Origin of the sequence: uncultured Vagococcus sp. (genome assembly GCF_963518325.1) — a bacterium.
Taxonomy (GTDB): domain Bacteria; phylum Bacillota; class Bacilli; order Lactobacillales; family Vagococcaceae; genus Vagococcus_D.
In genome coordinates this window covers 45,695-68,666 of the sequence record NZ_CAUQJB010000020.1, presented here as the reverse complement: position 1 = coordinate 68,666, position 22,972 = coordinate 45,695, and the positions used below count along the sequence as shown (strand labels likewise).

Annotated in this window: 23 protein-coding genes; 21 read left to right on the top strand and 2 right to left on the bottom strand. The window is 38.3% G+C overall.

Translation table 11 applies throughout. The annotated features are described in order from the left end of the window. Positions 1-31 precede the first annotated feature (31 nt). The 18 genes from RWN13_RS15325 (at position 32) to RWN13_RS15240 (ending at position 17,345) form a co-directional block, all read left to right on the top strand. On the top strand, positions 32-421 hold the full coding sequence (locus RWN13_RS15325; RefSeq protein WP_314065389.1) for a DUF4279 domain-containing protein: 390 nt from the start codon (positions 32-34) through the stop codon (positions 419-421). 129 nt (positions 422-550) lie between these two features. After that, complete coding sequence (locus tag RWN13_RS15320) at positions 551-853, top strand: hypothetical protein (RefSeq protein WP_314065387.1); 303 nt, start codon at positions 551-553, stop codon at positions 851-853. A 164-nt stretch (positions 854-1,017) separates the two neighbouring features. Then, positions 1,018-1,239, top strand: a complete 222-nt coding sequence (locus RWN13_RS15315; protein WP_314065385.1) for a hypothetical protein — start codon at positions 1,018-1,020, stop codon at positions 1,237-1,239. 408 nt (positions 1,240-1,647) lie between these two features. Then, positions 1,648-1,803, top strand: a complete 156-nt coding sequence (locus tag RWN13_RS15310; RefSeq protein WP_314065383.1) for a hypothetical protein — start codon at positions 1,648-1,650, stop codon at positions 1,801-1,803. A gap of 172 nt (positions 1,804-1,975) precedes the next feature. Continuing rightward, complete coding sequence (locus tag RWN13_RS15305) at positions 1,976-2,782, top strand: hypothetical protein (RefSeq protein WP_314065381.1); 807 nt, start codon at positions 1,976-1,978, stop codon at positions 2,780-2,782. 172 nt (positions 2,783-2,954) lie between these two features. Continuing rightward, complete coding sequence (locus RWN13_RS15300; RefSeq protein ID WP_314065380.1) at positions 2,955-3,161, top strand: hypothetical protein; 207 nt, start codon at positions 2,955-2,957, stop codon at positions 3,159-3,161. A 781-nt stretch (positions 3,162-3,942) separates the two neighbouring features. Then, entirely contained in the window at positions 3,943-4,536 is a 594-nt protein-coding gene (locus RWN13_RS15295) for an ECF transporter S component (RefSeq protein WP_314065379.1), read from the top strand. Further along, positions 4,533-5,294 (top strand): energy-coupling factor transporter transmembrane component T, encoded by a 762-nt coding sequence (locus tag RWN13_RS15290; RefSeq protein WP_314065377.1) that lies wholly within the window; start codon positions 4,533-4,535, stop codon positions 5,292-5,294. The genes RWN13_RS15295 and RWN13_RS15290 overlap by 4 nt, the downstream gene beginning before the upstream one ends. Continuing rightward, on the top strand, positions 5,291-6,121 hold the full coding sequence (locus tag RWN13_RS15285; protein ID WP_314065375.1) for an ABC transporter ATP-binding protein: 831 nt from the start codon (positions 5,291-5,293) through the stop codon (positions 6,119-6,121). Before RWN13_RS15290 ends, RWN13_RS15285 begins: the two co-directional genes overlap by 4 nt. A gap of 44 nt (positions 6,122-6,165) precedes the next feature. Next, positions 6,166-6,945 carry an energy-coupling factor ABC transporter ATP-binding protein gene (locus tag RWN13_RS15280; protein ID WP_399553682.1) on the top strand — a complete coding sequence of 260 codons (780 nt, stop codon included), beginning with the start codon at positions 6,166-6,168 and terminating at the stop codon, positions 6,943-6,945. Positions 6,946-6,947: 2 nt separating this feature from the next. Further along, a complete protein-coding gene (locus RWN13_RS15275) occupies positions 6,948-7,649 on the top strand; it encodes a phosphoribosylanthranilate isomerase (protein WP_314065371.1) in 702 nt (233 codons plus the stop codon). Continuing rightward, positions 7,639-8,622, top strand: coding sequence for a carbohydrate kinase family protein (locus RWN13_RS15270; RefSeq protein WP_314065370.1), 984 nt, complete (start codon positions 7,639-7,641; stop codon positions 8,620-8,622). Before RWN13_RS15275 ends, RWN13_RS15270 begins: the two co-directional genes overlap by 11 nt. Before the next feature lie 67 nt (positions 8,623-8,689). Beyond that, positions 8,690-9,643 carry a nucleoside hydrolase gene (locus tag RWN13_RS15265; RefSeq protein WP_314065369.1) on the top strand — a complete coding sequence of 318 codons (954 nt, stop codon included), beginning with the start codon at positions 8,690-8,692 and terminating at the stop codon, positions 9,641-9,643. Positions 9,644-9,832: 189 nt separating this feature from the next. Further along, positions 9,833-11,236, top strand: coding sequence for an AbgT family transporter (locus RWN13_RS15260; protein WP_314065367.1), 1,404 nt, complete (start codon positions 9,833-9,835; stop codon positions 11,234-11,236). Between the two features lie 513 nt (positions 11,237-11,749). Then, complete coding sequence (locus RWN13_RS15255; protein WP_314065365.1) at positions 11,750-12,148, top strand: hypothetical protein; 399 nt, start codon at positions 11,750-11,752, stop codon at positions 12,146-12,148. A 3-nt stretch (positions 12,149-12,151) separates the two neighbouring features. Then, entirely contained in the window at positions 12,152-12,292 is a 141-nt protein-coding gene (locus RWN13_RS15250) for a hypothetical protein (RefSeq protein ID WP_314065364.1), read from the top strand. A 1,154-nt stretch (positions 12,293-13,446) separates the two neighbouring features. Then, complete coding sequence (locus RWN13_RS15245; protein ID WP_314065362.1) at positions 13,447-16,158, top strand: AAA domain-containing protein; 2,712 nt, start codon at positions 13,447-13,449, stop codon at positions 16,156-16,158. Positions 16,159-17,054: 896 nt separating this feature from the next. After that, positions 17,055-17,345 carry a hypothetical protein gene (locus tag RWN13_RS15240; RefSeq protein WP_314065360.1) on the top strand — a complete coding sequence of 97 codons (291 nt, stop codon included), beginning with the start codon at positions 17,055-17,057 and terminating at the stop codon, positions 17,343-17,345. A 159-nt stretch (positions 17,346-17,504) separates the two neighbouring features. Here RWN13_RS15240 and RWN13_RS23685 read toward each other — a convergent pair whose 3' ends face one another. Further along, on the bottom strand, positions 17,505-17,789 hold the full coding sequence (locus RWN13_RS23685) for a transposase (RefSeq protein ID WP_399553679.1): 285 nt from the start codon (positions 17,787-17,789) through the stop codon (positions 17,505-17,507). A gap of 405 nt (positions 17,790-18,194) precedes the next feature. Beyond that, complete coding sequence (locus RWN13_RS15235) at positions 18,195-18,338, bottom strand: hypothetical protein (protein ID WP_314065359.1); 144 nt, start codon at positions 18,336-18,338, stop codon at positions 18,195-18,197. Positions 18,339-19,335: 997 nt separating this feature from the next. Here RWN13_RS15235 and RWN13_RS15230 point away from each other — a divergent pair. The 3 genes from RWN13_RS15230 to RWN13_RS15220 all read left to right on the top strand — a co-directional run bounded on the left by RWN13_RS15230 (position 19,336) and on the right by RWN13_RS15220 (position 22,967). After that, a complete protein-coding gene (locus RWN13_RS15230; RefSeq protein WP_314065357.1) occupies positions 19,336-19,710 on the top strand; it encodes a hypothetical protein in 375 nt (124 codons plus the stop codon). A 522-nt stretch (positions 19,711-20,232) separates the two neighbouring features. Further along, on the top strand, positions 20,233-21,702 hold the full coding sequence (locus tag RWN13_RS15225) for a TIGR02677 family protein (protein ID WP_314065355.1): 1,470 nt from the start codon (positions 20,233-20,235) through the stop codon (positions 21,700-21,702). Further along, on the top strand, positions 21,699-22,967 hold the full coding sequence (locus tag RWN13_RS15220; protein WP_314065353.1) for a TIGR02678 family protein: 1,269 nt from the start codon (positions 21,699-21,701) through the stop codon (positions 22,965-22,967). The genes RWN13_RS15225 and RWN13_RS15220 overlap by 4 nt, the downstream gene beginning before the upstream one ends. Positions 22,968-22,972 lie beyond the last annotated feature (5 nt).

Below are 22,972 nucleotides of genomic sequence, written 5' to 3'. Positions count from 1 at the left end.
CTACAGGGTTATTTAAATAGGAGGAATTACTTTGCCAAAAATAAGAATAGATTTTTGTTTTCAAAGTGACAAATTAAATTTTGATTTTATTACTCATCAATTAGGCATTAATCCTACAAGAACGAGACGAAGAGAAGAGTGTCCGATACCGGAATTTGGAGCGACTTATTGGAGGTTGAGCACAGAAAAAGAAGAAACATTAGTATTAGATAATCAATTTAAAAAAATATTACAATTATTGATTGGGAAAGAGCATATTATTAATGAAATAGCGCAAAAATATGATGCTCAAACAGCTTTCAATGTTGTCATAGAGGCTCCCTCAATGGGAGGTCCTGAAGTCGTACTATATCCGGATGTTGTGAGTTTTGCTAGTTCTATTAATGCGGAGATAGGATTTGATCTATATATTGGTGAGTAAATGTAAATAAAACCAAAAAAGTGCCAGCACCTATTTTAGTGTGAAATTATTCTCGGTAAGGCATATTTCTTTTCAAAGGGCAACCTTCTAGACTTTGCTGCGACGCCATATACAGCAGGTGCATCTAGTATGGTTGTACCAGTCACGGCAACGGGTGTAGCGACTATTGTAGGTACTCGTGGCAGAGTGGCATTAGTTTTGGCAACTGAACGATTAGGTAAAGGGCATAGTTGGGACCCTAGTTTGAATAAACCCATCAGCAATTCGCTTAAAAAGTTAATAGACAAAGTTCCGTCAGAATTTAAAGTGAATGGGAAATTTGATAAGTTTGCAGATGCGTTAGAAAAATTGTTAATACAAAATGGCGTTGATTATAAGAGATTAACGTACGCAGTGAGGCTGGAATATACTCAGATAAAGCTGGTGAGCTGATAGGCATCAATTACCATGATGCTATTCAAATTGGCGATAAGGTTTATGACAATCTAACACTAGATGGAATGAACTATAGTAAATGGAAAATCGATTTGGGAATTGATATTGTTGGCGGAATTTGGTTAGAGTAATGGAAATATATTATTCGAGGAGAATATATCATGAAAAGTGAGAACATTGAGTCATTGATTAAAAATATTCAATTACGTCCAAAAATGTACCTAGAGGACCTCAGTATTAAAAATTTATACTTCTTTTTATCAGGATATATCTGTGCAAGTAATCAATCAAGTGACGATGTTTTGAGTGAATCGAAAAAAATTGATAGTATCTTTCACTCAGAATTTACTAAACGGTCTAAAAGCTGGATTTTATTGCATTAAAAAAAAGATTATACAGCAGGACCAATCGCTTGGTATCACGCTTTTCAATTTGTTACAGCAACTGAAGAAGAAGCTTTAGTTTTATTTTTTGAAAGCGCGCAAGAGTTTTTTATTGAGTTTCATAAAAACAAACTATAGAACCAAGATGAAGACTAATGATTTAGAGTTAAAAAACTTAACAAAGAAAATAAGCTTACACACGTGAAAGGTGTAAGCTTATTTGGCTATATAAATTTTTCTCAATTATTATTCATTAAATTTATATGAATGAAATAACACTAATGTCTTATTTATGCAAAAAATCAAACTATTTTTCAAATCATTGACAATATACATCCGATTTTTGATATACTTATTTCTTAATGATCTAGAGTGAACGCCAATAGAAACGACGAGAGGAGATATTTTATGAGGAAAATCGCTTCTAATACTGGCGCAGCGACAGTTGCTGTTGCAGGAATAAAATCAGTCACTATTAATAACGGACAACAAGTCTCATTGGTTCTGGTGCAGGAGCTACTGCGGCTGGTGCGATGGTGGGTTCTGCTTTTCTTCCTCCGTTAGGAACGGTTGTTGGTGTAGCAGTTGGTATTGGAATTAATGTAGCTATAAATTGGGAATTTGGAGGACCACCTAAAAAAAGTGCAGTTGGTCATGTTAAAGATGGCGTTAAAACTACCACAAAAGCAATAGGTGATTGGGTCGGAGGATTCTTATTTGGAAATGGGTGATATCTATGATAGAAAATATAAACAGTCCAGAATCATTAAATAAAAAATATTTTATTTCTTTGGCAAATACTAGGGGATCAGTGGGGATGTTGCGCGTCCAATTAATGGGTTTGCTAGTCCTATCAATTATTGGATTAATTCCAGGGACAGAAATTCATTCTTGGTATAACAATATAGTGAGCGAAATATTGTATGGAATGCTAAAATTCTATGTAGTTTATGCAATTGCACTGAATCTCTATTTTTTTCTTGTTCCTCAAAAAAACATTTATAAGCATCAGGTATTCGCTTCTATATTACTATTTTTCACTTTATTAACGGAACTAGTTATTTTAGTAGCTCTTTCGTTCATGATTAGTAATGGGAAATCGACTGGCTATAAGTCAAACATGGCTGATTTTAATGAAACCTATTCTACAATATTTCTAATTATAATTGGAACGATAACCTTACTGACTACATTTTATAATGTTTTTTGGATTAGAAAAAAAATAAGTGAAGGCTTTTCGGAGCAAAGAACTATTGCTAACTACTCAGCTTTTTCTACGGTATTTAATTCTAATTCAGTTTGGATTATCTTTGGAGTAGTTAGTATTGCAGGTGTAGTTTTCACAAATTTTTTATTTGTTTTAAGTCTCCTGATGGCCTTGATTTTTGTGTTAACTTTTCCAAGGTTACTTATAGAGGCTGGTTATCTAGTATATTTGAAACTTGTAGATAAGGATTATTGGGAAGAATATAAAGGGCGTAAATCTATTTCTTTCAACGGAAAGTTGACCTCAATATTCAAAAAAAAAATATATATGTATTAATAGGTCTGCTTGTAATAACGGGTATGGTGCAAATAGATGAGAAATATGATTTACCTAAAACAACAAAAAATATATTCGGATTTATTGTAATTGTAATTTTAATTGGGTTTTTGGTATTTTTTATACAGTGGATTGTCAAAAAAATAAAGAATAAGAATGCTGAGGGATAAAAATGAAATTAAAAACAAGACAGCTTAGCCTAAATGATGTTATTGGGTTTAGTACAACACTTGATTCTAATAATGATATATTTGACCAAGTGGCTGAAATGGGAGCAAAGTTTAAAGAAGTATTAATCCAGAATGGATATTTTACAGATACACCTATTATTTTTGAATACAATCCATTTGACCAATCAAATGACATTCTTTTGCGTTAACATCTGAAGATGACCTTTCAAGTGAACCTGGTATTGACTATAAAAAAAATTCAAACCAATCAACTAAGTCAGCTTGATTCTTACTTAGCAAATAATGTTGGGTTCTGTTGTAATTTTTTGTTATCAATGCATGAAAATTCTGGCTGAAAGTGAACTTGACTTAATGACTGATAGTCATAGGTCCATTCACCCCAACCCCAACTATTCATCACCCCACCAAAAAAAGCCAACTACAACCCTCAACCCAGTCGCAATCCGCCAATATCTTGTTATTTTTGAAAAAAATCATTGACAGCGCTTCCGTACTTAGTTACAATGGGGGCGTCAAGATAACCATGAACTGAATAATCATCGGCTTGTTGCAGAAGGATTGCAGTCCTTCTGCGCAAAATTTGAAATCAGAAATCACCTGATATCCACAAGCCAATAGCAAGCACCGAAGTACTTGCCCTTTTATTGTACTCAATTTGTGAGGATATTTCTAGGCTTTTTTGAAATTTACCGACATTTTTTGAGCTTATTTAGCTAAAGCGTAAAAGAGCAACCTTGACTAAGGTTAACTATTGAACGTGATATTAGACAATGTCTGGTATTGCGTTTTTTTGTGTTCAGTCGTCACTAAAACAGATGTCTTTTAGAGAGTGGTTATCTTGATTGTTGATTAAGGGAAAGGTAGCTGTGTTTTTTTATTAGTTAAAGGTCGCTAATGGTTAGTTTATTGGATTGGTTTAGTTGTCGCTTGTCTTCTAGGTTAGGCAGTTAATTAAGAGAGGAGCTTAAGATGAAAATCTCAGGTCGTTCTAAAGGGATTAAGAGATTAATGAGTACCCATGTCTTAGTGTTAATGCCGATTTGTGTTGGCTTTAATCTGGTTGGTGGGGCAATTGCGGGGACGTTGAAGTTGCCATTCTTTTTAGATGTGATTGGCACGATTTTAGCAGCTGTGATGGCTGGTCCCTTGGTTGGGGGTGTCGTTGGCTTGTTGACGAATGTCTTTTTAGCTTTGATGGTCAATCCGGTGAATTTACCTTATGGGGCTGTCAGTGTTTCTGTGGGGGTGGTGACAGGGCTTTTTGGCAAAAGGGGCTTTTTTAAGCCTCGAGGGTTGGTCGTTATTTGGTTAGTGGTCTCATTGATTTCGGCAATCGTCACCTCCCTAGTGACGGTCTATCTTTTTGGTGGAGCGACTGGGGCAACGGGGACATCGGTGATTACAGCGGGGTTAATTACCGTCATGAAAAATATTTGGCAAGGGGTACTGACAGCGGCTATTGTCCAAAATTTAGTCGATCGGGGTATTTCTTTAGTCATGGCCTATTTAATTATTAAAAAAATCCCCCCACGTTTTTTACAGCAACTAGGTAATGGCTCATGAGGCGATCGCATCGGTGGTTAAGTCGTTTAGATGGAGGGACTAAGTTATTGGGCGTCTTGGTCTTTGGCGGCAGTGCCATGATTGATGGTACGGGTCTCCTAGGCTATGGCTTAACTGTCTTATTGTTGGGGTTGGCCTTAGACAATCAGATGGGCCGCAGTTTTCTGAAAGTGATTGTATCGATACTGCCAATGGCTGTCATGGTGGTGGCCATTCAAGGTTTTTTTTACAAGGGGAATCAGCAAGTCTTGTGGCAGTTGGGGACGTTGTCCTTTTGTTTGGAAGGCTTACTTAAGGGGATTAATCTGATTGGAACGGTCATGGTCTTTTTGGGGTCCTTTTACCTCTTGTTGACAACCACTGAGACGAGTCAACTGGTGGCCAGTTTGCGACGAATCGGCTTGCCGACGAAAGTGGCCTATGTTCTCTTGGCGATTTTAAGTGTGGTGCCCCAGATGCAAGAGAGAGTGAAAAAGATTCGCGCTGCTCAAAGTAGTCGGGGCTTGCCCGTAGAAGGGGGGATCCGGCAGCGTTTAGGGGCATTTATTCCTCTGTTGACACCGTTGATTATGCTGTCTTTATTAGATAGTCAGGAGAGGGGAATGACATTGGAAATGCGTGGGTTAAACTTAAGGGGAAAAAAGACGAGTTATCTGGAGAGTGCGCCTACCAAGGAAGATCGGTTAATTGTTTGGGGCTTGTTTCTGTTCTTCTTATCAGTAACCGGTTACAGGATGTTTAGGAGGGTTGTCTCATGATTAAGGTTCACGAGCTGACAGTGACCTATGCAGGTCAAGAACAACCAAGTTTAGGAACTATTTCTTTTACCTTGGAGCAAGGGGAGATTTTGGCGGTGGTCGGCGCCAATGGATCAGGCAAATCGACTTTGTGCAAGACCTTAGTGGGGCTAATTCCCGATTATTTCTCGGCTGAGGTTAAGGGGGATTATGTGCTTCAAGGGAAGTTATTTGAGTCATATTCCCTAGAGGAACGCTTAAGGTTAGTTGGGTTGGTGTTTCAAAATCCTTTTAATCAATTGAGTTATACTGCAAGCACAGTAGGGGCCGAACTGGCTTACGGCTTGGAGAATTTAGGCGTTGAGCGAGACGAGATGATGAAACGAATCCAGCGCATTGGGAAGATGTGTCAATTGGAAAACTTGCTGGATAAACCGCCACTGACCTTATCTGGTGGCCAAGTTCAACGGGTGGCTTTAGGCGCCACCTTAATTATGGAACCGACTTTATTGGTGTTAGATGAACCTACCTCTCAATTAGATCCAGCAGGTAGCCATCAACTTTATCAGCAAATCGCTCACTTGGCAAAACAGGGGATGACCTGTCTGTTGGCTAGCCATGACTTAGAGGTGGTGTCTCAATTAGCGGATTGGGTTTTAGTCTTGGATCAAGGGCAACAAGTTGCCTTTGGTAAGCCTGAATCAGTGTTCCAATCCTTGGATTTAGTGGAGCTGGGATTGGTTCCGCCAGATTATATTTCCTTAGGCAAGGAGTTGCTAAAAGGGCAGTTTAGTGCTGAAAGGGTCCAACAGTCACTTAGTTTACTTGGTTTGGAGGGAGTCCTTTGATTGAATTTAAACATGTCAGCTTTAGTTATGGGACAGAGCCGGTTTTGAACAGTCTGTCCACGAAGATTGTAGGAACCGCCCCTCTGGCGATAATTGGGCAAAATGGATCGGGGAAAACCACCTTAGTCAAGTTGTTAAATGGCTTGTTGAGGCCTAATCAAGGCAAGGTTTTGATTGAGGGGGTCGATGTCGCCAGTCAAACGGTGGCGGAGTGGTCAAAGAAGGTTGGCTATGTCTTTCAACATCCAGAAGATCAGCTTTTTTTAGAAACGGTGGAAAAAGAAATCCGCTTTGGGCCTGAAAAGATAGGCATGGCACCTAAGGCAATCGATTTAGCCGTGGAAAAAAGCTTGGCTTTAACCGGTTTGAGCCAAGAGCGTCAGACTCATCCCTTTGAATTAAGCCCAACAGCTAAAAAGTTTTGTGGCATCGCCGCAGTCTTGGCTATGGATCCGGCTATTTACATCTTTGACGAACCGACCATGGGCCAAGATGCTAGAGGCAAGGATCGACTAGCTCAGTTAATAGCTACTCTTCATGAACAAGGCAAGTTGGTTATCATGATTTCTCATGATATTCCTTTTGTGATTCAGACGGTTAAACGAGTGATGGTTTTAGTGAAGGGGCGGTTGTTACTGGAAGGTGGGGTAGCCTATGTTTTTTCGAAAGAAGGGCTCTTAGAGCAGGCCCAAATTCGTCTACCTGAAGTCAGTCTGATGGGAAAAAAAGCTGGGTTGACCAAGACCTATCTCAGGGTGGGCGACTTGTTGGCACAAATTGAATTGGCACAAGCGTCACGTGATGACGCAAGGAAAGGATGGTAAGGATGATTATTCAAATTTATGGTATTCGGACATTAGCCGATGCCCGGATGGTAATTGACAGTGGAGCCCATCACATTGGTGTATCCTATGGTCAGATTAAGCGAACCCCAGGGCAGCTGTCGATTGAGGAAGCTGAGGAGATCTTTGCAGGGGTTCAGCCTGAGGCCGTAAAAGTGGGGTTGACCGTTTCCCTAAGTTTAGCGGAAATTATCAGTGACATGACGTGTTTATTACCGGATGTGTTGCATCTTTCGGGAGAGATGACGGCCTTAGAACCGGTAGAACTCAAAGAGTTAAAGTGGCATTTTCCAACTCTTAAGCTGATGTTGGCAGTGCCCGTACTGGCAAAGGTCCCCCTTGAAGAACAGCCTTTTCAAGGTTATTTAAGTCAATACGAAGGAATCGTTGATTATTTGTTAATCGACACCAAGGCACCTGGGACCAGTGATATTGGGGCAACTGGTCTAAGCCATGACTGGGAGATTGACCGCTGGATTGTGGCAAATACCTCGGCTAGATGCATTATCGCTGGTGGTTTAGGACCGGATAATGTGGCCAGAGCAATTCAGTCAGTGGCGCCATATGGAGTGGATTCCTTTACTAGTACCAATCTGGCTGATCTTAGCCAAATAGGACCTGGTCAAGGCATTAAAGACCCTGAAAAGGTGAGACAGTTTATTGAGGCGGTTCACCATGGAACGTAAGAAGCAAGTGGTCGTGGTGGGAGATGCTGTCGTGGATCTGGTAGTCCATCTGCCAAAAGTCAAGGGCCAGCAAAAAATATTGGACCCCCTGCCTTACATAACCGGTGGAGGAACTGGCGCAAATACGGCAGTTGCCTTAAGTCGATTAGGTATCCCAACGAGCTTTATTGGCAGTCTGGGGAAAGATAGTTATGGTGAGTTTGTTTTAAATGATTTAGTAAGGGAAGGGGTTGATATCAGTCAGGTGCAAGTCAGGAGCGAAGCCAAAACCGTCGGCGTTTTTGCCTTTATTGATGAGGATGGCGAACGGTTTCTGTGGGGGTGGCCCCGTGAAAATCAAGCCTTTAAGGTTTTGGAGTATCAGGCGGTCTCCTCAGAGGTGTTGAAAAATGCCAGTTGGCTACATACAACGGGGATGGCTTTGTGTCATCCGGGAAGTGGCCGGCAGGCAATTCGGCAGTTAGTCAAGGATGCCTCTGAGCTAAAGGTGCCCATTTCCTTTGATTTGAATTTACGTCTTCGCGATGGCGTCTTGCCAACTGAGTTTAAAGAAGTCATTTTAGAGATGATCGAACAGGCAAGCTATGTCTTTGGTTCCGCCACAGATGAATGGGCTTACTTGGGCAGTGGTAGTTGGCAAGAAACGGCAATTTCCTTTGCCACAACCGAAAGGGGGATTGTCGCCCGTTCCAGTCAGGGATCAACCCTTTTTATGGGCGAGACGGTCTTTCACCCATCCTTTAAAATCCCAGTCAAAGATACCATTGGTGCCGGGGATGCCAGTAGTGCTGGTTTAATTGCGGGACTTTTGTGGCAACGAGACCGATTGGACGTCTTGCGAATGGGCAATGGTGTGGCGGCTTATAAGATTTGTCAAGGTGGTCCGCGCTCATTGCCAACCTTGCCTGAACTCAAGTCTTTTATGGCCAGCCATCGGACTAGGACTAAGGAAAATGTGAGAGATATCACGTGAAATAAGCCAGCTAATAGTCGACTAAGTGATTAATTAAGAGGCATGTCTAGCAAAAAGAAAGGAAGAGATGATGAAAAAACAAGCAGTTATTTTAGATTGTGACCCTGGTCATGATGATGCGATTGCTTTGGCAATCTTATTAGGAGCAGAGAACATTGAGCTTAAAGCCGTAACCAGTTCAGCAGGGAACCAAACTCAAGCAAAAACCTCTGGCAATGTCCGCAAGTTGTTAACCCTCTTTGATTTTAAGGAGATTCCCGTCGCCAAAGGAGCGGAGAAACCGTTAGTCAGGGAGCTGATTATTGCTGAATCGATTCATGGGAAAAGTGGCTTAGATGGAGCAGAGTTACCTGAGCCTGAGGTGCCCTTATCTGAAGACAAGGCCATTGATTTAATAGCCACCATCCTTAAAGCATCTCCTGAGCCTGTGGTATTAGTGGCGACAGGCCCTTTAACCACGATGGCCAGTTTCTTAGTGGCCTATCCTGAACTAAAGGGACAGATTAAAGAGATCGTCTTTATGGGGGGAGCCTGTTTCGGGGGGAATTGGACGTCCACAGCAGAGTTCAATATCTTTGTGGACCCAGAAGCCGCCGATATTGTCCTCCGTTCAGGAGTAAAACTGGCCATGTTTGGTTTAGATGTGACCTTAAAGGCTCAGTTTTTTAGTGAAGATGTAGCAGAAGTCCGTCAACTTGGCAATCAAAGCAGCCAAGTGTTAGGCGGCCTATTGGATTTCTTTAATCAACGAGTGGCTCAACCTTTATTGCCTAAGCCGGGACATATTGAGGGCATGCACTTGCACGATGCCTGTGCCGCTGCCTATGTGGTAGCACCTGACTTATTTACAACCTTGCCTCTTTATGTGGAAGTCGATACACGACCGGGTCTAACCTTGGGTAGTACCTTAGTTGATTATACGGGAAAACGGCAATTAGCAGCTAATGCTAACGTAGGGTTTGATTTAGACTTGCCTCGTTTTAGGGAGTTGGTCATCCAGTCCATTGGTCGGATGGCGTAGGGAATAGGTCACATCAGATAAGGCGAGTAGCCAGTTCTCGATTAGCAGCACCATCTGAGGAAAGAAAGGGGGAGTTGAAAGGTTTACGGTTGCTCGCCGTCAAAACGTAGGGGAGTCATTAGGTTGCAGGAACTAGATTGTACAAAGGATGTTGGCAAGAAGTAAGCAAAAACCGATGGAGGTTATCTTATGAATGAAAAAGAAACAAAAGGATTCAAAACACCCAGTCCCTTTATTTTATTGGCCGTATTTCTGTTAATCGCAGCGGCCATGACCTATTTGATTCCAGCTGGGACCTTTGAACGGGTGGAAGTTGAGGGCTTATCTCGGCCGGTTGTGGTACCCGATACCTATCAGCAAATCAAGGGAACACCGACGGCTATTGGGGATTTATTAGCAGCTGTTCCACAAGGCATGGTTGATTCAGGCATGATTATATTTTTAGTTTTTGTGTCAGCAGGTTCATTTAACGTCTTTACTAAGACTGGTGCCTTTGAGAGTGGCATCGGCGTGGCTATTAAAAAAATTCAAGAAAAGCATTTTCCTAAGTGGTTAGTGATTTGGTTGTTTACATTTTTATTTTCCTTATTTGGCTTTGTCAGTGGCCCTGACGGCTTGATTCCCTTTACCTTAGTGTCGGTATCGGTGGCTCTGGGATTGGGCTATGATCTGATTATGGGACTTGCCTTGGTTTTGGCTGGCAGCGGCATTGGCTTTGCTATGTCACCGATTAATGGAGCCGTCGTAGCAACGCCTCAATCGGTTGTCGGTTTGCCAATCTTTTCAGGGGCGGATTTTCGGACGGTGATGTGGTTTATTGCGACCTGCATTATGGCCCTGATGTTATCCTTATATGCCCGTCAAATTGAAAAAGACCCAAAGAAGAGTCCAGCTTATGGCATTGAAACCAAGGGCTTAGAGCTAACCAAAGAAATCAAAGACTACAGGATTAATCGACGGCAGGTATTGGTTCTCTTAGTCTTTTTGGCCATGTCCGTGTTGACCGTTGTTGGGGCGTTAAAATTTGATTGGTTTTTAATTGAGATTGCTGGCTTGTTTTTATTAGGAGGGATCGTTGGTGGTTTAGTGTATGGGGTTAAATTGGAAGATATCTTTAAAGGATTTGTGGAAGGGGGCAGTACAACGGCCAGTGTCATGCTATTGATTGGTTTCGCCCGTGGGATTCAAGTCTTATTGGAACGTGGGAATGTTCTGGATACGATTATTAACGTTCTATCGAAACCCTTAGCTAATTTTAACCCAGTGGCGGCCGGGATTCTCATTTCGGTTATTACGGCTTTTATCCACATCTTTATTACGTCAGGTAGTGGGTTAGCTGTGGCCATGATGCCGATATTAGGACCGATTGGATTAGTTGCTGGTTTAAGCATGCAGACGACGATTTTATCCTTTCAGATGGGGGGATCGATTTTAAATATGATCACGCCGACACTAGGTTCGACGATGGCCATGTGTGGTTTGGCTCGGGTTCCTTTTGATAAGTGGTTTAAGATCGGGGTTAAGTTGGCAATTCCGATTATGTTGTTTGCTTGGGTAGCCATTATGGTGGCACATTTGATTGGGTATCAGTAGGGTAAGAGGGGTCAAGTGGTACTTTGTTACACCATGGTAGACGTGTATCTATATTGATTAAGATAGCCCTATGACGAATCCAAGGGGGTGGATTCGTCATAGGGTTGTTTACTGATAGCCTAGCCTGTCTTTAACCTGAATGGTTAGATAAGTGGATGGCAAACAAGTTGGAAGTATTCATGCTCTGCCAAGTAAGTTAGTGAATACAACTAACACGCTGGGTGACCAAAACGGTGCATCCATTGAAACTGGTAAGCAATTGCCACAAACTGGCGAAACGACCGTTGTTATGGCTTCCCTAGTTAGTATAGATGTGTAAAAAGTGATTTAACATTGAAAATTGAAACAAAGAAAAAAGCTTACAACAGCCTCCCGTACTCGTTGTGAGCTTTTTTATCATTTGTTAGTCTAATACATTTACATAAGTTGAAAAAACACCAGTGCTCTATTTATATATCTGTTGTTTGTTATACTTATTTTGTTATGAATTCTAATGAAAAAGTAGGTGAAGCATTGGGAAATGCAACAAGATGGTTTGTTGTCTTTTGTTGTTTAATTTTAGGAGGAGGGGCTGGTCTGAAGCTATTTAATAGGAATGAAGAACAGAAAAGAGAACAAGAGTTATTAAGAATGGAAACAACGGCAAAGGAAATTAAACATACTTTTGCAGAGGTTAAGGAAATTGAGTTTTCGGAAGAGTATGTTGAAAATGACTTAGCTGGTTATACAGAGGTTCTGGTTACAGTGTCAACTAGATATGGAGTGAGTTCGGAGCTTGGTGTGATTGTGTTCCCAAGGGATAAAACTAGTGAGTCATACTTAGGAACTGGAGAACAACCTGTTTTAGAAAAAGGAGTAACAGAAACTAAGGTTCAAGTTATTTTTTCAAACACTGATAGAGGGAGTTTTTAATTAATGGCGACAATAATAAATGGCATACCGCAGTTATCTCAAGTGACTGTGTTGGCGGCTGGAACCTATCCAAAAGACGGTACAGATTTTAAATCAGCTTCAATAAGCATCTTTCGTAAAGCTACATTTAAAAAAACAGAATAAAATTAGTGGATGATGAGCTTTTACAAATAAATAATATCTAAGAATAATAGACGTCTTTCATAAAAATATTTTGTGCTATCAATTCTAGAAAATACATGACATGAAATGTTTTATCTCAGAAATTTTTTTACAGGATTTTGCTGTAGTAGACGGTCACATGAATACTTGTAAAACTAAAATATGGAAATATAACTGTCTGGAAATAGCCATTAATTTATATCTTTCAAACTTTCCATGCAAGGAGATGCTTCATTGATATTATTTGGATTCCAAGATACTAACTATTTACAATTCGTATTTTAATCGCAATTATGCTTATAACAATTTTTTTATCATAGGATAAGTTGGTAATACCTAGTTTTATATAGTATAATTATCGGACAAAGGACTCATAGTAGTTTATTAATCAACCTTGTGAATAAAATAATTAACTAAAAAATATCGCACTTAAAAGATAAGAAAAGGCTCTGGGAAATAAAATTCATTCTCTATAAGTAGTATTTTACAAAATTCCGTTTTATAAAATCGAGACGCAAAAAAGTTTATTGTGATGATAAGATAAAGATGTTTCTAGAAAAGTATTATTTGGTAAACGAGAATTATCGAGATTTATTTAGTTCGTCAATAAATGGGGAGAATAGAAACATATTATTTTTAACCAGTGATGAATGGTCAGGAGTAACCATGGATGTGATTGGGAATGAAAATATACTTGAATTCTCAGCAAGTGATTCGACACCCTACAAAGCAAACAAAAGAATTATAAATAAAAGAGTGTCAATAGGACAAAAATTGTTTAATGACAAAGCTCTATATTTATCGAACCCCGTATCTGTGAAAAAATTGATTCCCAAATGTCAAGTACAAGTTAGCTACCTATATAAGAGCTGATGTTTTTTTAATGGTACTGTATTTTCTATCTGTTAGTAGAGAGAGAGAAGTAGAAAGTAGAATAGTGAAATTTTCATTATACAACATTTTTAATAATGTGGATTAATTGAGTAGTATAATAAGAATACCGAATGAATTAGGAAAAAATTTTTAGATGAATATTCTTAAGTCGGGAGATATTTGGTTATACCATATATCTCCTATCCAATAGATAAAAATAATTTTGTGGTTGAAATTATCTTTGATAGAAAGGATTAGAAAAAATGTTCTCGATCATACTTGATAATAAAGACATTACAAACAAAATTACGGAGTGGATTTACAAACTCAATAATGACACAATTACTGTTACGTATCTATCAGGAAAAAAATATTCGGCTGAACTATCTAGATATCAAGTAATGCCGACGATTGATAAAAGTAATGTAATTATGTTGTTGGATAAAAAAAGAAATAAGAAATATCTTGTTGAAAACGTTATTGAACTAGGAAATAAATATGTATTATTTACATATACAGATTCGAAAAAGAAGGGTTGTTATCTTAGAGGGAATATTGACTTAATTGAAGGTGAGAACCTCAATAATAACAACATATTTAAGTATTTAAAAGAAGTAATTGATTATAGGGTAGCTTTTCCAGAAGGGAAAAATGACCGAAATAAAGAGATTGCAAAAAAAATTAATGAATTTATTCAATATCAAATGGGAAAACTCACTTGCACAAATGAAACCGTTCTATATTCATATTTGAGCAAGTCGCTGACAAAAAGAGAAACTGATAAATCATTAGTTTTTCCATTCGGAATAAATGCTAGTCAATTAACTGCGGTAGAAAAAGTGTTTAATTCCCAGATTAGCATTATTGAAGGCCCACCTGGAACTGGTAAAACACAAACTATACTTAATATTATTGCTAACATAATCCTGCAAAATAAAACAGTTGCTGTGGTTTCTAATAATGATTCAGCTGTTACAAACATTTATGAGAAAATGGAAAAAGTAAATATGGATTATTTATTAGCTAAACTGGGTAAAACAGAGAAGATTTCTGAGTTTTTTAAAATGCTACCAGAAATTCCAGAAATAAAGAAAAATGATTCTGTTAAACTTGTAGATGTTCAAGAAACGCTAGAGAATTTAAAAGAATCTTTACAAGAAAAAAATGATTTAGCGAAACAAAGAAACTTACTTGCGGAATTAAAAATCGAACAAGAGTATTTTATCAAATGGATGAACGATTATAGAGAAGCTTATGGAGAAGTAACAGATGTTCCAGATTTAAAATTACATTCAGAAAAAAAATTGAACTTTATATCGTTTTTAAAAGAAATTCAAACTGAAAAATTTTCTTTTATTGATCGTGTCACGTTGTTATTTAAATTTAAGTTATTAAAAATTAAACCACTGCAAAACAGTTATACAAGAGAAGAAATTATTACGATTATCCAAGAGCAATTCTATCAAGAAGAAATTGCGAAGACAGAAAAAGCAATATTACAGTTAGAAGATAGACTAGCACAAAAACAATTTGAATCACTATTAGAAAAGTTATCCAACGATTCGCTAATATATTATCAGCAAGAAATTGTGAAAATAGTTGGAACTACTAATGAGTGTAGCGAACAAAATTATAAGCAAAATTTTACGGGATTTAGTCAACGATTTCCTATTATTGGAAGTACCGCTCATTCTATTGCTCATGCAATTGGTGGAAATGTGGTTGATTATTTAATCATTGATGAAGCCTCTCAATTAGATATTATACCCGGGATTTTGGGTTTGGCTTGTGCGAGAAATATGGTTGTCGTTGGTGATAGAAAACAGTTACCACACATCCCAGCAAAAACGAATCTGAAACCAGCTGAAGAATTTTATGACTGTGAAAAGTATAATTTATTAGATTCTTGTATTCAGTTATTTAAGGATGAAGTGCCAATCACACTTTTACAGGAACATTATCGTTGTCATCCTAAAATCATTCATTTTTGTAACATTCAATTTTATAATAATCAATTAATCACCATGACTGAATCAGATGATGAACGTTCCTTACGGCTCATCACAACAGCTAAGGGAAATCATTTTAGAGATTATTTTAACGTGAGAGAAGTAGAATCTGTTTTGGCTGAGGGGCTTGGAGAAAGTGATTCTATAGGATTTATCTCTCCATATAATGCACAATGCAATGAAGCTGAAAAAAGATTACCAAAAACTTGCCAAGTGGCAACCATCCACAGTTTTCAAGGCCGAGAATGTGACGAAATTATATTTTCAACTGTTTTAGATAAAAAAGCAAGATGCCAATCTAAATCTCATATTGATTTTGTAGATGATCCTCATTTAGTCAATGTGGCTGTCTCACGGGCGAAAGAGAAGTTTAGTTTAGTGACTGGGCAAGGAATCTTTCGTAATAACAATGGTAGCCTAGCTGCTTTAGAACGATATATTCGATACTATGGCGATGAACGAGATATCATCGAAAGTGATGTGATTTCATCTTTTGACTTACTATATGCAGAGTATGATAAAACTCTTGAAAAAAGACGAAAAAAAATAGTTGGAAATGATTCCCGCTATCGTACAGAACAAATTATTGCAAGTATTGTAAAGGAAATTTTAGAAGAAAAAGAATTTAATCAATTAGAAGTTCATCAACAAGTACGTTTGAAGGAAGTTGTTTCACCTAGTTTGGATTATACTGAGGAAGAAAAAAAGTTTATCCAGAAAAATTCCAGCTGTGATTTCGTTTTTTCTTATAGAGTGGGCAAAGATCCGATAGCTGTGATTGAAGTAGATGGTTATGCATATCATACTAGGCCAAAAGATAAATCCAGAGATCGAAAAAAGAATAATATCTTAGAAAAAGCTGGAATAGATTTATTGAGACTGTCAACAATTGAAAGTGCGGAAGAGCTGAGAATTCGTTCATACTTGAGGAAGTATGTTGCCAGTAAGCATACGGAAACCGTATAAAAAGGTTTTTTTTAGGGGCGGCCTTATCAGAATATTATGAGGCTGTCCTTTATGTATTATAGTATTGTTATTGCCGAGAATTTTTTGTATGTATAGTTTAGAAGGTGTTGAATTACAGTAAACTTGAGTTGGTTATTTATTTATTATTATGGGACTAATATAATAATGGGGAATACCAAAAATGGTAATAATCAGTTGATCAGAGAAAGGAGAACCATCATGAAAGCAGATATATTTCTATTTCTGAGGCCATAGCAGAAGTCGAGCAATCCATGGCTTTTGTTGATCTGTTTCCTAAAAAACGATAGTGGAGTAAACTATGGAAAATGAGGCAAACTGACGTCTATCTTTCAACTTTGAGAAAAATTTTGGAATTAAAAGAAGTGGTGGAGTCGGATTCATAATTAGCCGATTAGTAAACATTGGACTCTCACGGAGAAAAATCAATTGGAGAAACTTCTATTTTAAGAGGGATGAACAAGATCGCCTGTATAACTATGTTTATAAACGTAGCGATGGCAAATGTCATATCGTCGTGTATGAAAGTAAAGTGACTGCTATTCGATATAATTATGCCAATTTAGCAAACAAGACTGATAGAAGTAGTAGTAAAAAAAACGAACTCACCAACAGCTATAAAGTATCATTGAAAGTAGCGGAACCTGTGCTTGAAAAACAAACTGTAAAAGCAAATGATTGTGTTGTAGCATTTTTTACCCCAACAGCTTTTGTGAAGTAGAACAAAAACTATTTGAATCATCAAGCAGTGAGCGTGATTCATTCTAGGAATCAAATGATTAAATTAGAAAAGATAGATGAATAGTCCAAATTAGTTGTGGTATAAAATGAAGATGCTAAAAAAGGCACGGCGCATTTTTAAGGAAAGGAGAAAACAGATGATCACAAGAGACATAAGAAAAGAACTCAAGCTACCGATAACAAAGGATATTATCTATTTTGCCCACGTTGTAGGTAAAGAGTATGAAAAATTTGAAGTAGAGCACATTGAAATATTGCACACTTTTCCACGCGGAAGTTCTTCGTTAAAAATTTTGTTAGTAGGTTCTTTATTAAATGAACAAAAAGAAGTCTATATCCTTTCAGATTTTCTAGCTCATATGCAAAAACCAAGTTTTATTCGCGATATGACGGAAATAGATTATGGCGATTACGAAGATCATTTTTGATTGGGTATAGTTAAGCAGGTGGTTATAGAACAAATTCGATTAAAAAGATAGTTATCTTAGTAGTTTTCCCAAACAAGTAACACTAGAAAGATAAGTCAGAAGTTATAAATGAGCCAATTTCATAATTCGCTTTTTTTAAAAGCAAACACTCATCCAATTTTAAAATGGCACGACTGTTTCTTTTTTAACTAATAACTGCGCGCAAACCGTTTTTAAATTGTAGGTCAATTGGATTAAATGGTGTTTGACTACCACTCGTGTGCCGGTAAAATAGGTCGTACTATTGGGTCCATAATTGTCTTTAAGATAGGCATTAACACGCTCGACCGACGTTCGTTCTTTATAATGTTTCCACCACGCTCGTGTTCCTCGGGTGGGGTTGTGAATACTTACGAACGTTGTTAGATTGTTTGATTTTGATGACTTTTTGACAGAGACCCTCATTTTTTAAAGGGCAATCACGACAATGAGTTTCGGGCTTTCTAAATTTTAATGTACCATAACGCTTATCAAAACTATCATATCGGTAGCTATATTCTAACAGGCAGGTTGGGGCATAAAAGCGATTGATCTCTCCCTCATTTTTAGAGACGCGTTTTAAATCAATGATCGGCTCAAGTTGTCACTCATGGGCTTTTTCATAGACAGCTTGAGCGTCGTAGCCTTTGTCCATTATAACGAAGATATCTTTAATACCTAAATCAGCTACTTTCTTCAATAAAGGAATTGCCACACTGACATCTTCCACATTTGATAGTTTTGGCTAAACAGCGCCATTTGGTGCGCATATGGTGAGTATCGTTCCAATTGAACGTTATGGGGAAGCCTCCCTCGCAGATAGGAACCTCTTCAGCGGTTGACGTTGAGTTCCTTGTATTTAAAGCGATCAGCGACCCGTTGCTTCAAGGTGATGATCGCTGAGATTTGCCAATCATTAAGTAATCGATAGGTCTCGTAATTATTCGAAGCGGAATCTGATAAAAAAGCAGTCATCGTATAGTCTGATAAATTTTGTGAAACTCCACTAATGCGATAAGTGCGGTGAGACTATCGTGTCTTCTGGCTTCAACGGTTCGCAAATAAATTGACAAGTCGAGTTTTATTCTTGGTTGTAGGTCACTAAAAAGTAGATAGTGTGCCCCAAAAATATTGTTCTTTATCGCCAGCCCAGCCTCATGCCGCCAAGGGATCGGAGTAATTCCGCGGGCAATCGCAAATGAAAATGCCGGCTTTGCGACATTGCCAGATTATTCGACGGTAATGAGAAGCAGCAGTATAAACGTAAGTGCCATCGTCATTCATGACAATTTTATGAGAAAATAGACCGGCAGAGACAGAGTTTCAACGCTGCCGCATTTAAATAGACGCTATAGAAAGTGTTCAGGGCGATTTAAAGCAAAATTGCCTTTGCGAATAATAGTGGCAAGTTGTGTGGTTCGATTCTGTTTTCTCAAGCAACTTGTCATTTTTCATAAACTTTTTCGTTGATTTCCGAGGAAGTTTATACCACAAAGTTGAGGTATTGCCAGTCGTCATCAAACGGCGACTTAATTCGTAAAGAGAAGGCAACGTTGGTAACATATCGTATTCGATGCCAATGATGGTGAGATAAACAGCACGTTTGGTCAATTTATCGAGCAGTCGTTCTCAGGAAACATTGAGTTAAGCCGATAAGACGTAAGCCCTTAGAATCTCAATTTGCGGGAGGCTTGTCAACCTGTATGTGAATACAAATTGCAGAGTAAATTGTGGGCGGAGGTAGTTTTTATGGGATTGCAGATGTTTTAAGATAAAAAGTCCTACTTGAGGTACAGATTCAGGTTAAGACTTGTAAAAAGTGATTTAACATTGAAAATTGGAATAAAGAAAAAAGCTTACAGCAACCTCCCGTATTCGTTGTAAGCTTTTTTATCAATTGTTAGTCTAATACATTTACATAACTGACAATGTATATCTGTTGTTTGTTATACTTATTTTGTTATGAATTCTAATGAAAAAAGTGGATGAAACATTGGAAAATAAAACAAGATGGTTTATTATCTTTTGCTGTTTAATTTTAGTAGGAGGGGCTGGTCTGAAGCTATTTAAAAGGAATGAAGAACAGAAAAGAGAACAAGAGTTAGTAAGAATGGAAACAACAGTAAAGGAAATTAAACATACTTTTGCAGAGGTTAAGGAAATTGAGTTTTCGGAAGAGTTTGTTGAAAATGACTTAGCTGGATTTACTTCAATAGATGTCACAATTACGACAAAAGATGCCATTGTTGGAACTATTGGTATTGATTTTTCTCCAAATAATAAAGCTAAAACCTTAGAGTCATATGCAGGCGGAACAGAATTTAAAAAAGGTACGACAAAAAAGTAACAGTTATTTTTTTCGATAAGACCGAGAGAAGCTTATAAAACATGGCGACAGAAAAAGAACTAAGAGACTTAAATAAGCGTGTATATCAAGCCTTCCCATCAAGATTATGATTTATTATCTGTAAAGACGATAGTAGTTTTTCATGAGTTGGAGGGGATGGCCCGTTTAAACTATTTAATACAGAGAAATATTCCCTTAAGAACTCATATAGTTTTGTTTGTTTTTCGACATCATAATAATTAGAGTTTAGAACATCTAGTAATCTGTCAGGTAAGTGTTCTGTCAGTTTTATCTAGTCAATTATTCTTTCTTCTTTAATGTCAATTGTCTCTATGTTAACCAATGACGAGTTGTTCAACGAAAAAACAAAACGATTTTATGTCCCAGCTTGTTTTTGATGAAAAAGTAGTAAATAGCATCAAATAAAAGACGATTTGTCATTTGTATTTTGTTATAATAGGCATGGAGAGTGAACATTTTGTGACCAAGACACGAGTGTAATTTGAGAGAGGATGTGAACTAATGCCTTATACTAAAGTTAATGAAGCCAATTATTTACGAGCAGAGAATTTTCAGCGCTATCGAGAAATAATGGCTTATTTTTATCAGGAACATCGACGGATGAATGATTTACTTTATCGTTTGGACGTCTATACTCATATGCAAGAGCAATTGGATGAGGTTTATTTAGAAAGGGAGCTAGATCAGGATTTGGCGATGCTGGTGGAATGGGGCAATCTTGAAACTCGTCAGGAAATGAGTGAACCGAAATCAATTGAAGAGTATAAAAATCGCCATTTCCGATATCAGATGACAGAAACCAGTGTGGCGATTGAAGAAATGCTGGAAAACTTAGCTCTGCAAAAAGATCAGGTTCGTGGTGCGTTGGATCGTCATTCTTTCGAGCGGTTATTAAAGTCTATGGGAAGCTTTAAAGAGGTTGAGACCTTAGAAGATCGTTTTGGAGCATGGCAAGATACCCTGACACATTTTAATTCAATTAAGAAAAATACCGCAGATTATATTGCCTATTTGAATAGTGAAAAAGTCGAACATCAGATGCAAACGGCGGCTTTTTTAGTTTTTAAAGACCGGTTTGTTCAATACTTACAAGATTTTGTGGTCAATATGCAAATGACCTCTTATCAACTGCAAAGTCAGCTTGAGGAGATGCCAGCAGAACATCTAAGGAAGGTTCTAGAAGGGGTTTATGACTACGAGGAAAAAATTCCTGATGTGATTGACTGGGAGGTTCGCAAAGAACGGGTAAAAGCCGATTTTTATGGCAGATGGCAAACTATTTATGATTGGTTTATTGATTCAGAACAGAAGGAAAGTGAGTACTCCATGCTGATTCGCCAAACCAATCAAGCCATTAACCGGATGACCCGCTTGATTCAACGTTTTGGCGATCGCATGCAACAATATCGCAGCCGTAAAAAAGATTATTTACATGTGGCCAAGTGGTTTAGTCAAGTGACCGATCTGGAAGAGGCGCACCAACTGTCGGCTTATCTTTTTGGGGTGGCTCATTCTCAACATCTGGCAGTCAACCCTTTAAAATCAGCGAACAAATACGATGATATGTGGGAGTTGGAACCAACTGTTTACGAGATACTGCCCCATATTATTAATTATCGACGTAAAACTAAAGCGACGTCCTTTGTGCGGCGCAGTCAAGATAAGAACCAAGCGATGTTAGCTTTCTTAGCTGAAAATCGTCAATTAAAAGAAAAAATCTTGACCTACGTTGACAATGATCAAATTGATTTAGAAAAAATCAGTCTGATTGATCCTCAATGCCGTCAAATTTTATTAAAATGGCTAAGCTTATCTTTTCATTATGAGAATCGCCAATTAGTGACTGAGCTAGGAATGGAAGTTAGTGTCCAGTATTATCCCGACACGATTATCCAGCTAGAAGCTGATGACGGGATTTTGTCTATGCCTAAAGTGGTCTATCAGATTATTAAAGTAGGTGAAGAACTGTGAGTAATCAACAAGACGTGAACGAGGCTTTGATGCTTATTTTTGAAAATTATTGGTTAATTCGAGAGGATAATCCACAAAAATATCACGCGGTTAAACGGGTTGAAGGACCTTTAAAGCGTCTGCTTCAAGAGCGCTTTGGTATGCGCTTAATCGTTCATGCCCGTTTCATTAAATTGGAAAAAATACCCCAGAATGCTAAGGGATGGATGGGGATACAAGCCTTTACTGATGTCATGGATTATGTCTTATTTGCCTGTGCTATGTCCTTCACGGAAGAAAAGGGAGAAGGCCAGCCTTTTTTGCTAAATGAATTGATAGAAGAGATTGTTCATGATTATCCTCAAGAGGATTGGTTGGACTGGACGAATTACAATCATCGTCGCAGTATTGTCCGGGTGTTGACTTATATGGCAAGCCAGCAGTTAATTGAAATTATTGAAGGGAATACCATGGATTTTGCTGATCATCATTACGACGGCTCCAAAGAAGTGCTCTATAAAATTACGGTTTACAGTCGCTATTTTATGCGCTCCTATCCAGAAAACCTCGATAGTTATGAGGGCTGGCAAGACATGATTAAGGAGCAACAACAGCGGGAAGATCTTGAAAATCGGGTCTCGGTTTTTCGTCAGTTGATGCTGGAGCCGGTCATTTATCGTCATGTTGAGAATGAAGGGGAATTTAATTATTTGCGGAGGCAGCAACCCTTTATTGAAACGTTTTTTGAGACACATACTCCCTTTGCATTGGAAATAACCAAAGACTTCGCGGCGTTAACGTTAAGGGAACTGTCACGGGAGTATCGCTATTTTCCAACCTCTAAATACCGAGATGAGTTATTGCTTCAATTGGCTGCCTTTGTTAGAGGGCAAGAGTATCCAAGAGATGATTATGGCATCTGTCATTTGACTGAAAGTCGCTGGACAACCTTAATTGGTGACTTTGCCGAAGCCTATCGCGGCGGTTGGTCCAAGGAGTTTCGCGAAATGAGCCAAGAAAAATTAGCCGTTCTATTGTGGAAGTCAGGTGAACAGTGGCTATTTTTCCGTAAGAGTGATGTGGAGTATTTAATTATGCCCCTTTTTGCTCGTACTATCGGTACGTACCCTCCTGATTTTGACCCGATTAGACCGGATAAATGGGTGGCAGAACAAGCTGAAAAAGAACTGAACGATATAAAAAATAAGCAACTAAAACAAGCCAAGGGCAAGAAAAAAGCTGAATCAGACGAAATGTTTCAAGCTAACTTATTTGAGGAGTTATAGAGAGG

Bases quoted from the DNA above. Each gene is read 5' to 3' on its own strand.
- RWN13_RS15320 (WP_314065387.1), top strand. From the start codon at position 551: ATGGTTGTACCAGTCACGGCAACGGGTGTAGCGACTATTGTAGGTACT.
- RWN13_RS15315 (WP_314065385.1), top strand. From the start codon at position 1,018: ATGAAAAGTGAGAACATTGAGTCATTGATTAAAAATATTCAATTACGT.
- RWN13_RS15310 (WP_314065383.1), top strand. From the start codon at position 1,648: ATGAGGAAAATCGCTTCTAATACTGGCGCAGCGACAGTTGCTGTTGCA.
- RWN13_RS15305 (WP_314065381.1), top strand. From the start codon at position 1,976: ATGATAGAAAATATAAACAGTCCAGAATCATTAAATAAAAAATATTTT.
- RWN13_RS15300 (WP_314065380.1), top strand. From the start codon at position 2,955: ATGAAATTAAAAACAAGACAGCTTAGCCTAAATGATGTTATTGGGTTT.
- RWN13_RS15295 (WP_314065379.1), top strand. From the start codon at position 3,943: ATGAAAATCTCAGGTCGTTCTAAAGGGATTAAGAGATTAATGAGTACC.
- RWN13_RS15290 (WP_314065377.1), top strand. From the start codon at position 4,533: ATGAGGCGATCGCATCGGTGGTTAAGTCGTTTAGATGGAGGGACTAAG.
- RWN13_RS15285 (WP_314065375.1), top strand. From the start codon at position 5,291: ATGATTAAGGTTCACGAGCTGACAGTGACCTATGCAGGTCAAGAACAA.
- RWN13_RS15275 (WP_314065371.1), top strand. From the start codon at position 6,948: ATGATTATTCAAATTTATGGTATTCGGACATTAGCCGATGCCCGGATG.
- RWN13_RS15270 (WP_314065370.1), top strand. From the start codon at position 7,639: ATGGAACGTAAGAAGCAAGTGGTCGTGGTGGGAGATGCTGTCGTGGAT.
- RWN13_RS15265 (WP_314065369.1), top strand. From the start codon at position 8,690: ATGATGAAAAAACAAGCAGTTATTTTAGATTGTGACCCTGGTCATGAT.
- RWN13_RS15260 (WP_314065367.1), top strand. From the start codon at position 9,833: ATGAATGAAAAAGAAACAAAAGGATTCAAAACACCCAGTCCCTTTATT.
- RWN13_RS15250 (WP_314065364.1), top strand. From the start codon at position 12,152: ATGGCGACAATAATAAATGGCATACCGCAGTTATCTCAAGTGACTGTG.
- RWN13_RS15245 (WP_314065362.1), top strand. From the start codon at position 13,447: ATGTTCTCGATCATACTTGATAATAAAGACATTACAAACAAAATTACG.
- RWN13_RS15240 (WP_314065360.1), top strand. From the start codon at position 17,055: ATGATCACAAGAGACATAAGAAAAGAACTCAAGCTACCGATAACAAAG.
- RWN13_RS23685 (WP_399553679.1), bottom strand. From the start codon at position 17,789: ATGAGGGTCTCTGTCAAAAAGTCATCAAAATCAAACAATCTAACAACG.
- RWN13_RS15235 (WP_314065359.1), bottom strand. From the start codon at position 18,338: ATGACTGCTTTTTTATCAGATTCCGCTTCGAATAATTACGAGACCTAT.
- RWN13_RS15230 (WP_314065357.1), top strand. From the start codon at position 19,336: ATGAAAAAAGTGGATGAAACATTGGAAAATAAAACAAGATGGTTTATT.
- RWN13_RS15225 (WP_314065355.1), top strand. From the start codon at position 20,233: ATGCCTTATACTAAAGTTAATGAAGCCAATTATTTACGAGCAGAGAAT.